Source organism: Fischerella muscicola PCC 7414, assembly GCF_000317205.1.
GTDB classification, from domain to species: Bacteria; Cyanobacteriota; Cyanobacteriia; order Cyanobacteriales; family Nostocaceae; genus Fischerella; species Fischerella muscicola.
Window position 1 is genome coordinate 1 of record NZ_AJLK01000185.1, and the last position, 12,956, is coordinate 12,956.

12 protein-coding genes and 2 pseudogenes are annotated in these 12,956 nt (G+C 41.9%); 9 read left to right on the plus strand and 5 right to left on the minus strand.

The window, feature by feature from the left end:
• Nucleotides 1-305 precede the first annotated feature (305 nt).
• Nucleotides 306-1,769, plus strand: coding sequence for a YcjF family protein (locus tag UYI_RS0129030; RefSeq protein WP_016870199.1), 1,464 nt, complete (start codon nucleotides 306-308; stop codon nucleotides 1,767-1,769).
• A gap of 24 nt (nucleotides 1,770-1,793) precedes the next feature.
• On the opposite strand, the gene UYI_RS0129035 is transcribed toward UYI_RS0129030, so the two are convergent.
• A complete protein-coding gene (locus UYI_RS0129035) occupies nucleotides 1,794-1,940 on the minus strand; it encodes a hypothetical protein (RefSeq protein ID WP_016870200.1) in 147 nt (48 codons plus the stop codon).
• A gap of 306 nt (nucleotides 1,941-2,246) precedes the next feature.
• Here UYI_RS0129035 and UYI_RS39360 point away from each other — a divergent pair.
• The 5 genes and pseudogenes from UYI_RS39360 to UYI_RS0129060 form a co-directional block, all read left to right on the plus strand.
• A pseudogene (locus UYI_RS39360) lies at nucleotides 2,247-2,393 on the plus strand (modification methylase NmeDIP); the annotation flags it as partial.
• 166 nt (nucleotides 2,394-2,559) lie between these two features.
• Nucleotides 2,560-3,249, plus strand: a complete 690-nt coding sequence (gene deoC / locus UYI_RS0129045; protein ID WP_016870202.1) for a deoxyribose-phosphate aldolase — start codon at nucleotides 2,560-2,562, stop codon at nucleotides 3,247-3,249.
• 225 nt (nucleotides 3,250-3,474) lie between these two features.
• Complete coding sequence (recO, locus tag UYI_RS0129050; protein ID WP_016870203.1) at nucleotides 3,475-4,395, plus strand: DNA repair protein RecO; 921 nt, start codon at nucleotides 3,475-3,477, stop codon at nucleotides 4,393-4,395.
• The gene (locus UYI_RS0129055; protein WP_016870204.1) at nucleotides 4,382-5,977 is read left to right on the plus strand and encodes an MFS transporter; all 1,596 of its coding nucleotides are present in this window, start codon (nucleotides 4,382-4,384) and stop codon (nucleotides 5,975-5,977) included. Before recO ends, UYI_RS0129055 begins: the two co-directional genes overlap by 14 nt.
• Nucleotides 5,978-6,293: 316 nt before the next feature.
• Nucleotides 6,294-7,442 carry a glycosyltransferase family 4 protein gene (locus tag UYI_RS0129060; RefSeq protein WP_016870205.1) on the plus strand — a complete coding sequence of 383 codons (1,149 nt, stop codon included), beginning with the start codon at nucleotides 6,294-6,296 and terminating at the stop codon, nucleotides 7,440-7,442.
• A gap of 210 nt (nucleotides 7,443-7,652) precedes the next feature.
• On the opposite strand, the gene recR is transcribed toward UYI_RS0129060, so the two are convergent.
• On the minus strand, nucleotides 7,653-8,210 hold the full coding sequence (gene recR, locus UYI_RS0129065) for a recombination mediator RecR (RefSeq protein ID WP_016870206.1): 558 nt from the start codon (nucleotides 8,208-8,210) through the stop codon (nucleotides 7,653-7,655).
• A gap of 188 nt (nucleotides 8,211-8,398) precedes the next feature.
• Here recR and UYI_RS0129070 point away from each other — a divergent pair, with 188 nt between their 5' ends.
• A complete protein-coding gene (locus UYI_RS0129070; protein ID WP_026086247.1) occupies nucleotides 8,399-8,866 on the plus strand; it encodes a hypothetical protein in 468 nt (155 codons plus the stop codon).
• Between the two features lie 381 nt (nucleotides 8,867-9,247).
• On the opposite strand, the gene UYI_RS0129075 is transcribed toward UYI_RS0129070, so the two are convergent.
• Nucleotides 9,248-9,646, minus strand: coding sequence for a hypothetical protein (locus UYI_RS0129075; RefSeq protein ID WP_016870208.1), 399 nt, complete (start codon nucleotides 9,644-9,646; stop codon nucleotides 9,248-9,250).
• 419 nt (nucleotides 9,647-10,065) lie between these two features.
• On the opposite strand from UYI_RS0129075, the gene UYI_RS0129080 reads away from it, so the two are divergent.
• Together UYI_RS0129080 and UYI_RS37330 are read left to right on the plus strand one after the other, a co-directional pair.
• Nucleotides 10,066-10,662 carry a neutral zinc metallopeptidase gene (locus UYI_RS0129080; protein ID WP_016870209.1) on the plus strand — a complete coding sequence of 199 codons (597 nt, stop codon included), beginning with the start codon at nucleotides 10,066-10,068 and terminating at the stop codon, nucleotides 10,660-10,662.
• A gap of 167 nt (nucleotides 10,663-10,829) precedes the next feature.
• Complete coding sequence (locus tag UYI_RS37330) at nucleotides 10,830-10,967, plus strand: CHAT domain-containing protein (RefSeq protein WP_146007648.1); 138 nt, start codon at nucleotides 10,830-10,832, stop codon at nucleotides 10,965-10,967.
• A 364-nt stretch (nucleotides 10,968-11,331) separates the two neighbouring features.
• Here the strand turns inward: UYI_RS37330 and UYI_RS0129085 are convergent, their stop codons facing one another.
• Both UYI_RS0129085 and UYI_RS33675 read right to left on the minus strand, forming a co-directional pair.
• Nucleotides 11,332-12,150, minus strand: coding sequence for a class I SAM-dependent methyltransferase (locus tag UYI_RS0129085; protein WP_016870210.1), 819 nt, complete (start codon nucleotides 12,148-12,150; stop codon nucleotides 11,332-11,334).
• A gap of 160 nt (nucleotides 12,151-12,310) precedes the next feature.
• Nucleotides 12,311-12,956, minus strand: a pseudogene (locus tag UYI_RS33675) (glycosyltransferase); the annotation flags it as partial.

Sequence of the window (12,956 nt, forward strand, 5' to 3'; positions counted from 1 at the left end):
GTAATCTCAACGTGTGTAGATAATTTTAGAGTTTACCTCACCCCTTAAGGGTGGGGTTTTATTTTGGATTGATGCTGATATTTTTAACGGTTCGCTCCCTATCCCCACCCTTCTACAAGGTGTCCCGTCCTTTTTAAAGCTAGGGAAATGTCCAACCCGTTGGGGGGAGTCACGCTCGTTCGTTGCCCCCGCCGTCCCGCAAGGGTGGCGCGGGGAGTATGTCACGGCTGGAGTTTGACTTTAGACACTTGACTAAGGTTTTGATCTATTCTGGAGTAGAAATAATCCAAAAAGCGCGGTGAATCATGGTTGTGAAGTTGCAGCGACCAATATTAGTAGGAGGACTAGGACTATCGTTCTCCCTATGGATTTTACAAAGTTGGCACGATTCGATAGTGCAACTGGGAGAATATAGTGTCCTCAGTTTGTTATTGGTTGGCAGTGGTTTGTTGTTGTTAAAGCAAAATCGCACTAAACAAGATTCCCATGTACTTGATAGTTTACCTGTGGATCGAGAAACTGTAGAAAGTGCGATCGCTAAAGCTGAAACTGTAATTAATCATCTGGCAGGGGAAGCAGAAAATCATCATGCCCTAGCAGCATTAAGAGAAAAAATTCCCCAGTTGTACTTAGAGTTAGACAGGGAAGAAATTCACTTAGCTGTGACTGGTGGTAAGTCGGTGGGTAAAACCACCTTAATACAAGTACTAAAATCTCACTGGTGTCCACAACTACAAAAAACAGTCTGCTTACAAGAAACAGCGCCTTTATTTGCAGAAACTGGTGAAAAATCAGATGCAGCTGCATTAACACAAGCGAAAGCAAATGATTTTGTTCTGTTCCTGACAAACGGTGATTTGACAGATACAGAATTTCAAACTATCCAGCAACTACAAGCAGAAAAACACCGCTTGATGCTGGTTTTCAACAAGCAGGATCAGTATTTGGCAGATGAACGCGCCAGTATATTGCTGTCTTTAAAACAGCGAATGCAGTCTCATATTGTAGCAACTTCAGCCTCTCCCCTACCTGTGAAAGTCCGTAAGCACAACGATGATGGTTCTGTGCAAGAGTGGATGGAACAACCAGCACCAGAAATTCAGCAATTGACACAGCAGTTGGGTGAAACTTTAGCACAGCAAGGGCAACAATTAGTATGGGCAACTACGATGAGAAAAGCGCTGTTGCTCAAAGCTGAAGCTAAAAATCACTTAAATGCGGTAAGATGCGATCGCGCTTACCCAGTAATTGAACAATATCAATGGATAGCTGCTGCTGCTGCTTTTGCTAACCCAGTTCCCGCCTTGGATATTTTGGCAACTGCGGCAATCAATGCCCAAATGATCGTAGATTTGGGTAATATCTATCAGCAGAAATTCTCCCTCGAACAGGCGAAAACTATAGCCGGGGAGATGGGTAGCTTGATGCTAAAACTAGGTTTAGTTGAACTTTCTAGTAAAGTTATTGGTACTGTTCTCAAGAGTCACGCTATCACCTACGTTGCTGGTGGTGCAGTACAGGGTGTAAGCGCAGCTTATCTCACACGGTTGGCTGGACTTAGCTTAGTAGAATATTTCCAACAGCAAGAAGTAGCAGTAAATTCTGCCACTGGGTTTAATTTTGATAAACTCGGGCAAACTTTGCAAAAGGTATTTCAACAGAATCAGCAAGTGGTATTTTTGCAGGGGTTTGTAAAGCAAGGTGTGAAGCGTTTGTTGCCAGAAGTTGCTGAGGGTGAACTTGTTGGTGCTGAGAAGGCGGCGGGATAATTTCACCAGAAGTTAATAACTTGATTAGAAACCATTCATATCAATTTCAGAGTCAGCGGCTACCAATTCAGGAGTAGTCGCTGCTTGTTTATCAATAAGTTCCATTAAGGCATTATTGCAACGTTCTGCAATCTCTGGATATTTATTGGCATACCATTCGAGTGATGTCACAACAGAAGGATCACTGATTCAATACCGAGTTTGACTAATTCTTCGGTTTCTCTTACAGCAAGGTTGAAAATTGCTTCCAAATCAATGAAGGGTTGAAGCATAGTAAATTTTCCCATACTAATATCTTTCAACTACTTTCTAATTCATTACCTGAAAATATTAGGTTAATAATTTCAGGACTTACGCAAAAAAATGACAAAAAGCTTAATTTATTAAACCGCCAAGACGCCAAGATCGCCAAGGGTTTGTATGCTATGTGTCAGTCCTAAATTTATAGAAGTGCTTCACAAATTTTCATCGTAAACTTTAGCAATACAATCTTTACCTGCTAGCTTTATACTTCCAGAAAGTATGTCATTAACTAATATGTTTAAAACTATTGGAAATGGTGTCCCTTACTTAACATCTAAAGCCTTAGCTCAAATTATCCTGGAATTGTTAGCGAACACATAAGACAAGTACGATTGTCAACAGTAGAGATAGAATTAGTTGTGTTTGTTGTATAGTCTCCGCAAAGGGGTACTAGTTTTCCGAAAAAATACTAAGAATTGTGGATTTATTTATTAAAATAGTATTAAAGTTTTATAAATTTTTATAATCAATCATTGGTAAACAAGCAATGGCAGCAGAATATCCAGACAAAGATATTGATATTGCGCCATATATAGACCACACTCTGCTGATACCAACAGCGACTCCGGAGCTTATTGAGCAATGGTGTGAAGAAGCTCAAAGGTTTCACTTTGCAGGGGTTTGTGTTAACCCCAGCTATGTACGCCTTGCGGCCGAATTACTCCACAATAAGACGCCGAAAATCTGTACAGTAATAGGTTTTCCTACTGGGGCGACGACTTCAGCAGTGAAACTGTACGAAGCTCAAGAGGCGGTGGACAATGGTGCTAATGAATTGGACGTAGTCATCAATTTGGGTTGGTTGAAAGCTGGTAAAACTAATGAGGTACATCGAGAAATTGCTGAAATTTGTGAAGAAACTGGGCAAATAGTCAAGGTAATAATAGAAACCAACCTACTGACGGATGCCGAGAAAAGGCTAGCTACGGAAATATGTATGGATGCAGGGGCAGCTTTCATTAAAACCTGTACAGGTTGGAATGGAGGTGCAACAGTAGCCGATGTGCGACTTCTCAAAGAAGTTGCACGGGAAAGAGTTGGAATTAAAGCTTCGGGGGGAATTCGCACTATTGACCAAGCCCTAGACTTAATTGTGGCAGGTGCTACTAGATTAGGAACATCTTATAGTGTCGATTTACTAAGACAGCGCGCTACGCTGGAAAAGAGTACTCATTAGTCATTAGTCATTAGTCATTGGTCATTAGTCATTAGTCATTGGTTATTAGTCAATGGTCATTGATTAATAATTACTAGTTGTTACAAATGACAAATGACAATCGACAATTGACAAATGACAAAGAACCTTACGGGTTCGCGCTTACGCTCATGGGGAAACCCCCATAGACGCGCAAGCGGCTTCCCGAAGGGTAGACCGCGCTGGCTCACAAATGACAAAGGACAAATGAGTAGAACTTATAAAGCAACTGGTATTAATCTTAAAGCTCAGGCTTTTGGCGAATCAGATCGCCTGGTGACAGTTTTGACACAGGAATTTGGTCTGATTCGTGTAATTGCTCCTGGTTCTCGCAAACACAACTCCAGCCTGGGTGGCAGGAGTGCAATGTTTGTTGTCAATGAATTATTAATTGCCAAGGGGCGATCGCTAGATAAAATTACACAAGCTCAAACTGTAAAATCTTATCCAGGTCTGGCTCAGGACTTGGTAAAGCTAGTTGCTAGCCAATACTTAGCTGAAATCGCACTATGTCAGGCTTTAAGCGAACACCCTCAAGCAGAATTATACGAGTTACTAAATGAACATTTAGAACGGCTAGAAAATTTACCTAGCACAGCATCCAGCGTTGTAGCTCATCTGACACATGGAGTATTTCAGCTTTTGGCTTTGGCTGGATTGACGCCACAAGTACAAATTTGTTGTTTAACTGGACGCACGTTGAAACCAGATTTTCAAGATCCCCACTGGCGAGTCGGATTTAGTGTAAGTGCTGGTGGAACTGTTTGTTTAGCAGCTTGGGAACGCTTGAAGAAGGAAGGGGAGGTGGGGAGGTGGGGAGATGGGGAAATGCTTCCCGCTGGGGGAGTAGGAGACCCGAGTTCCCTATCACAGAAGAGCCAAGCCTACGAAACCATTAACCATCACCAAGAAATACCAACACTTTCTAAGCGCTTGGATGCTGAAGAATTGTCTATACTCCAGCAGCTGTCGCAATCAGAGATAATGCTAGATGCAGCTGAAAAAAATAGCTGGTTATCTGTTGAGCAAATTTTGCGTCAGTATGCTCAGTATCATTTTGGTCGTCCTATTCGCTCTGCTGCCTTGATTGATTCTTATTTTGCTGCTAACTATGATGCAACCATCTGATTTGGATACAAAAATCCTGCCGATATCGCCAAGCCATCTCAAAAGACACAATAGAACATCAACGCCAAAATTACCAAATCACTTGAGTGTGGTTCGCGACACCACATCCAGCCAAATTCATCGTCAAGAAATGTCTGCAAAAGACCTTTCTCAGGACGATCAAAATCGTACATTGGAAGCGCCTGCAACCGATGTGGCAATGGAAGCTAACTCTGATGAACCAAATGCATCTGTATTAGAAAAGTCAGATGGAGAAAAAAAACCTGTAGGCACAGAAGCAGCTGCAAATGATGCCCAAGAACATGGATTTTGGCCAGTATTGAAAAACCCTAATTTTTTAGCACTTTGGGGTGGTCAAGTCTTCTGCCAGTTGGCAGATAAAGTATATTTGGTGCTGATGATTGCCTTGATCAATACTCATTTTCAGACAGGCGCTCAAACTATTAGTGCTTGGGTGTCAGCACTGATGATGACTTTTACGATACCTGCTGTTTTGTTTGGTTCCCTAGCCGGTGCATTTGTAGATCGTTGGTCGAAAAAGGTGGTACTGGTAGGAACAAATATTTGGCGTGGTGTCCTAGTTTTGATCATTCCCTCACTACTTTGGTTAACTCAGGATTGGCAACCGATCGCGATGTTACCTGTGGGTTTTGTGATCATTCTAGGCATAACTTTTTTAGTCTCGACACTGACACAGTTTTTTGCACCAGCCGAACAAGCAGCAATTCCTTTAGTGGTAAAAGAAAAGGATTTACTCTCGGCTAATTCGCTTTACACCACCACTATGATGGCATCGGTGATTATTGGGTTCGCCATTGGTGAACCACTGTTAGCAGCAGCCGATCGCTTGTGGTCACTCCTGGGTGGTAGTGACGGACTCGGTAAAGAAATAGTTGTGGGTGGTAGTTATGCGATCGCGGGATTGATTTTGTTATTACTAGTAACTAACGAAAAACCCCACGCACCCACTAAGGAATCTCCACACATTTTTGCAGATCTGCGGGATGGTCTGGGTTATTTGGGAAAAAATCATCGCCTCCGCAACGCTCTCATTCAATTAATTATCTTATTTTCTGTATTTGCAGCGTTAACAGTTCTTGCCGTGCGGATGGCAGAAGTAATTCCTAACTTAAAGCCAGAACAATTCGGCTTTTTACTAGCATCTGGCGGTGTTGGGATTGCGCTGGGGGCAGTAATGTTAGGTCAGTTTGGGCAACGCTTCTCCTATACTCAGTTAAGTCTAATTGGTTGTGTGGGCATGGTTGCATCTCTAATTGGCCTATCAGTATTTACACAACAACTATGGGCTGTCTTACCATTAGTCATGGCTTTGGGTATTTTTGGGGCATTAGTGGGCATACCCATGCAAACGGCTATTCAAACAGAAACACCTATAGAAATGCGTGGTAAAGTTTTTGGTTTACAGAATAATGTAATTAATATTGCCCTAACTTTACCCTTAGCATTAGCAGGTGTAGCAGAAACCTTCGTTGGGTTACAAGCAGTATTCTTTGGATTGGCAGCGATCGTTTTTTTAGGTGGTTTATTAAACTGGTATATTTCCCTTTCTAGTAGAGATTAATACTTTTGTGTTAAGCTTAAATGCATAATAAAATCTCAGATTCCAGTAGCTAGGGATCAAGTCTACATCAGCTAGACGCAATTTTAGCGTCTAGTTAGTTTGTAGCAATTTTATGCTCAAAAGGCGACTTATAAATAAAACAAATAAATAAAATGATATTTGCATAAAAAACATAAAAATTTGTATGTTAAGTGGGTACTGGCTGTGATTTATGATTAATCAACAAGCCAAAAAAAGTAAAATCACAAAAAACAGCAGAATCATGATAAAAAGCTGATAAATTAAACCCGCTTTCCTAATAAATAATAAATAAAGAATGCGTATAGCTTGGATTGGAAAAAAATCGCCCTTTTGTGGCAATGTTACCTACAGTCGAGAGATCACAAATGCTTTACTAGAGCAGGGACACCAAGTTAGTTTCCTGCATTTTGCTCAAGAAGAATCCAAACGTGACAATTGGCCAAATTGTCCAGAAGTACCTTTGCCTTTCATTTATAAGTCCCAGGTTTACACTATTCCCACCTTTAGAGCGACTAAGGTTCTGACTCAATCGCTCAGGCGAATTAAACCAGATATAGTTCATGCTTCCCTCACTTTATCTCCCCTAGACTTTGTTTTGCCAGAAATTTGTGAGGAATTAAATCTACCATTAGTTGCTACTTTCCACACACCGTTTGCAGGCAAAGGAGCTAAGCTGGTATCCGGAACTCAACTTTTGGCCTATCAACTCTACGCGCCCTTTTTAGGCAATTATCATCGCGTGATTGTATTTTCCCAAATTCAGCGCGAATTATTAGCACGCATGGGTGTACCGTCAGAAAATATTGCTGTTATTCCCAATGGCGTGGATGTTAATAAATATTCTCCTGGTATTTCTCAAGTGAAAGCAGAATTTGATGCCGATCGCTTGTTTGTCTACCAGGGAAGGTTAGCGCCAGAAAAAAATGTTGAAGCTTTGCTGCGTGCTTGGAAACAAGCAGAAATGGCGCCAGGAAGCAAGTTGCTGATTGTCGGTGATGGCCCCCTTAAGTCTTCTTTGGAACCTTTTTATGGCTCTGATAATGGCATTCACTGGTTAGGTTTTGTCGCTGATGAAAATCGACGCATAGAAATTCTACGGAGTGCAGATGTATATATTTTACCTTCATTAGTAGAAGGCTTATCTTTGTCATTATTAGAAGCAATGGCTTGTGGAGTAGCTTGTTTAGCCACTGATGTTGGAGCCGATGGAGAAGTACTAGAAAAGGGAGCAGGTGTAATTCTTAATCCTAAATCAGTACGACCCCAACTGAGAACCTTGCTACCATTATTCCAAGACCACCCTGAGTTAACTACTTTGCTGGGGCAAAAAGCTAGAAAGCGAGTCTTAGAACGCTACACCCTTAGCAGTAATATTGCTCAGTTAGAGCTGTTGTATGAAGAAGTGGTGCAACAACAAAGTCTACAGTTAACTCGAGGAGCTTGAGCAAATCGGGGATCGGGGATCAGGGATCAGGGATCGGGGATTAGGGGGTTTTAACCTTATTAATCCACTGATGCGGACTTTGTTTGTGTAGCCGAGCCAGTTTGCTCTTGGGAGTTTCCCCCAACCCCAGAGGGAACCCCAAACCAAAGCGTTGTAGCACCTAGCGCGCGATTTCTCATCGCCAGAGCTAGGTGCTGATAACTGATAAACCTAATCTAGCTCTCGCCGTCCTTCCAAGGCTCGCGCTAGCGTCACCTCGTCAGCATACTCTAAATCGCCACCTACAGGTAAACCAAAAGCAATGCGCGTCACCTTGGTAAATGGCTTGAGTAACTGACCAACGTATAGTGTCGTTGTCTCTCCTTCTACACTTGGACTAATTGCCAATATAACTTCTTTGGGTTTTTGTTGACTAACCCGCCGCACTAAAGGTTGGACTGTCAATTGTTCTGGGCCAATACCATCTATCGGAGAAATTACTCCGCCCAAAACATGATACTTACCTTTGTACTCTCTAGTTTTTTCTAAGGCTATTACATCGCGCGAGTCTGCCACTATACAAATAGTACTGTTGTCGCGACTGGGATTGCGGCAGATTTCACAAACAGGTTCAGCCGAAAGATGAAAGCACTCTTTACACAAACCAATTTGCTTTTTGGCTTCGATTAAAGCTTGTGCTAAAGCTTCTACTTCTGCTTCTGGACGCTTCAAAATGTGCAAAGCTAGCCTTTGGGCAGTTTTTGGCCCCACTCCTGGCAAGCGTTGCAATTGTTCAATTAGCCGTGCTAAGGGACGTGCGTAAACCGTGGTTTTATCTCCAGTATGTTAGTACCATAACTATAATGGCATTTTTAAAGAATTTTGAGTAAATCTAAATCGGAATTAGGAAATCTCCCAGATGAGCGTGTAGCTTTACTACAAGCACGCAGAGATAACTAATAAGAGAGGAGATGGATATGACTGCTCAGGTTTGTGAGAAGATAATCTTTAATGGCGAAATAATACCAATGTCGTTTTGTATTCCATTGCCTGAGCAAAATCCAGTGATGAAGTTAAATGAGAAAGATATAAATATAGGTAATGATCATCCCTTTGTATTCTCAACTGCTTACTGGCGGCTCCCTATCGGAACTTGGGAAATCAAAAATGGTCAATTATATCTTGTAGATATTTTTGGTCTTTACAAAATGCTTGGCAAAGCTCCCATTCGTGCTAATTGGTTCAGTGGGGTGATCAAAATTCCTCAAGGGAAACTTCATCATCATATTCGTATGGGCTGTGATTCCCTATACGAGAAAGAGATTTATGTAAAAATTAAGAAGGGAAAAGTTATTCAGTCCCGTGTGATTGATAATCCACAACTCGGTTACAACAGCCCTGCTGATCGTGAAAACTTATACGATGATGGCGATAATGGATGGTAATTATATCATGTCCGCTTGAGGACTTATATTATCCGTCCTTGTCGGTAATTGGTGAGCCAGCGCGCCCCAAGGGGGGTTCCCTCCCCCAACCCCAAAGGGGGCCCCTAGCCCCCAATCCCCACGAGCGACAGGGAGTGGGGGCCGGTGAGTCCCCCATGAGCGTAAGCGCGAACCCGTAAGGGTAATGGGTTATTTTTTAACCATGCCCAATGCCCGATGCCCAAGCTTTATATCGTAAGCAATTAATCGGACATGATATTAGTTTACACATTTATAACTTGAATCTGCACTGATTTTACCCAGTGCAGATTTAAGGAGCTACACAAGTACTAAAAAATTGATGCGCGATCGCACATTTTAACTACTAGTATCTACAGACACTTAGCGCCCTACTTGGTTAGCAGCGTCTTTACCTGCATCTACTACGCTATCTTTTGCTTGCTCACCAATTTTCTTAGCACCTTCTACATAACCAGAGCCAAAATCTCTAAAGGCTTCTGCTGAATCTTCCCCAATTCTTTTGATTCTTTCACCAGGATTACCTTTGACTTCCTCAGCTTCTTTCTGCCACTCGCCTACTGTTCTTGGTCTTTGGGTCTCATTCAAGTGAGCGCGATCGCGAACTTCCTTACCTAAAGCTTTGTTATCACCAGGAGTAACGTAGGTATTGGTGGTTAATAGGAGAACACCAAGCATCACAACAGCCAAAAAACGCTTGACTTGGAGACTCTTCAACAAAGAACTAACACGAGCGATTGTATTAGAAATCAAATTGATCATGAGTATACTCCGTGAGTTAATTTTTCATAGTTTTGAGATAGCTATCATTGGCTCACTCCAAAATCGGCTAATACCTTGAGAAACCGAACTTAGCTTCTCAGTACAATTAGCCTCATAGATTAGAGTTATAGGTTAGTAGGGAAATCTGATAAAAACCAACCTATTTCCGAACCAAGAGAGTTTTTTGAACACAAATATAAGACTACCTTTAAACAAACAATTATCCCTCTAACGAAAGTCAGAGCTTGGTTCTGAAAAATGATAGCTGTTCTAACTCTGAATGAATATGTATTTGATCTCCATCTCTGCAACCATATCATCCAGAGTTTTAATTTTTGTATATTTTGGGAAAAATTTACGCTGTTTACTGGAGATAGAAATAGTAACAATCCAGTATATAAGTGATATATGGGGTGTCAATGAAAGTATGGAAAGCGCTTTATACCACTCTCTTCAGTATTGGGTATGTGCTAACTTCTGCACCAGCTAAAGCACAAGAATTGTCGCCACAAACAGTTGTAGATGGAGTTTATACAGGAATTCAACATATTCACGGCTATGAAGCAACACCGAAACTAATTTGGGATATTTCTCCAGGTGCAGTTGGTGCTTGTGGTTATATTGATGGTAGCCAATATTGCCCGCGTAACCACACTATATACATTACTAGACAAGATATTTATATGGCATATCAGCATGGAGATAGCGCTGTTGCTTACTTGATTGCCCATGAGTATGCTCATGCTATGCAAACTGCTTTTGGATTTAACTCTAGAGTGACACCCATATCAGAACTGCAAGCTGATTGTTTAGCTGGAGTTTATATCGGATTGATCCCCAATATTGTTTTTGACAATCAGGACATTTTAGAGATTGCTTCCTTTGCTTATCGCATTGGAGACTACGCATGGTGGAGTAGACATCATCATGGAACTCCCAAACAGCGTGTGCAAGCTGTGGTGATTGGCTTAAGAGGTGCAACTAATGGTAAAGGTGTTACTGCCTGTCGATTGTAGTTAAAAAAACCACGAATTTTGCCTGTATAGCAGCGATTGAATCGCCGATTTGAGTTTTAAAATCAGATGTTTCAAGCATTATTTCAGAAGATGGAGCCTGAACTATTCCCTGTACCCTATTTATATAGGTATAAAAAAACACGTAATCTTGATGTCTATTTAAAAAAATGACGTGGTTTTACCACAATTTGCAACAAAATCCTGACAAAGCAGTGGCATTAAGAAATGCCATGCTAATCACCATGAAAAAGCATCCAAATCCTGTTAACTGGGCTGCATTTACTTTGATAGGGAAGTCGAGTTAACCCAAGCGAGCGGGAAATCCCCCTGAGCCGCTAGGCACTGGGGGATGATAGCGAGTTTATACGGGTTCTGGGAGCGAGGCAATGTACTGCTGGATAATCTCTAGGGGCGCTCCACCGCAAGAAACGACAAACTTCTGCCGTCCCCATAATTTTGCAATTTCACTGTTGACCGCGATGTAGCGGCAGCTATGGTAATGCTCAATTATGCCAAGGGGTTAGGAACTAGCCTCTCAAACGTGGATGCTGAACCTCTTTCTAGAACCCCACAGCCGCCGTGGAGGATTTAGGAAAGTTCAGCAGATGAGACGTAAGAAACCGCCTGTGGCGTAAGCCACTGGTGGTAGTTCATGAAGACAGAAGCATTTTAGCTTAATTTAACTAGATGAACTCCAGACATACGTTGAAAGCCTGGAAACAACTTCATCAATACATATTCCATCCAGGGAAATCTCGTCAAATATTGGTTAAAGTCTCCTGGAATGTATAGCGATCGACACAACTGATACCTTGAGTCCCAAGCCTCTATTTCCTGGATGTTCCAAATTCCCCACTGAAATTTAGCACTCGTATGCTTGACTGCATCAAATCTGTGTCGAACTGCTAGCAAAAGTCGGGAGATTGCATCAAATACAATCCAAGAACCAGGAAACTGTTCTGCTAAAGTAGCAAACAGAGCCTTGACCTGCTGTTGAGAAAAATAAAGTAGGACACCTTCAGCAATGAACAAGATGGGCCCATCTGTTGAGGCTTTGACTGACTCTATCCACTCTGTTTCCAACACTGAACCTGAGATGAACTGACGGCGATCGCTTTCCTCAAAAAAGCTTTTTCTTACTGTCATTGCATCTGGTAAATCTAAATCAAACCAACGCAGGCTTCCATTATCCAATCGTTCAAATCGAGTATTTAAACCCGCGCCAATTTCTAAAACAGGAATGTGGGGATGGGTTTGCAAAAACTCGCTAACTATCTGATCGAAAGCTTTGCCTCGTATACACACCGCAGTTTGAGAACTTTTCTCCTGAAATAATTTCTGGAAGTCATAGTCAATTTGAGTCAGAATATCGGCAGCTATTGGATCAGTCAGGATGGGATCGAGTTGGTTCATCTCAACCGCCCGTGCCCATAGTGTAATTAGCAGGGTTTCTTGGATCGTACCTAAGTTAACAGTTGTTGAAGTCATGATTATTCTCTCATTCATGATTAGATTTTTGTTAAATTAGCCAATTGAAGTTTTAGCATTGAGTGATTGAAGCAATATTCTGATAAAGATTTAAATTGCAGAGCCTACAACCAGAGCAACTCAGGTTAATGAGGTGAGTGTTAGAGTTGTCTGAATCTTGTCAAAGTGAAACATTACTGCCAACTGATTGGCTTGAAAGTTGATAAGGTCGGTATTCAATTAATCGGATGTTCCAAGGTCCTTTGATCTGATACATGATGCCGCGCCATTCCACTTTTCGCATTAATATCGCCGATACCATCGTGACTGCATAAACTAACTGTGTCAATGGAATTGCCACCAGAATTTTTGCCATCATCAGGGCTGAAAATCGCGTCGTCGATTCACCCCGCGCCCGAATCACTCGCCCCACAGCTTGCTCTACCAATACTAGTTGCACAACCATTGCCAGGATGTAACAAGCGAATCCAACTGCTATCCCTATTGCAGTACCCATGTTGTCGTTAATTAACGCAATCAGTAGCAATGCTATTGTCAGTAAAACAGCCAATGTGGATGTGAATACTTGGGCGACAATGAGCAGCCATTGAGGATTGTAAAGCCGTGTGACAAGTAATTGGCGTGTAATGAAGTGCAAGCATCGAGCTAAATTGCATTCCTCACGATTGGGCATCATGAGTGTAGGTACAAATTTTACGTTTAAGTCCATTGCTTGCAATGCTTTATAGATGGGGACATCAACAGAAACGCTTTGTTTCCATATCTCCAATAAGCGCGATCGCTGCAATACAGAAAGCCTCATTGCC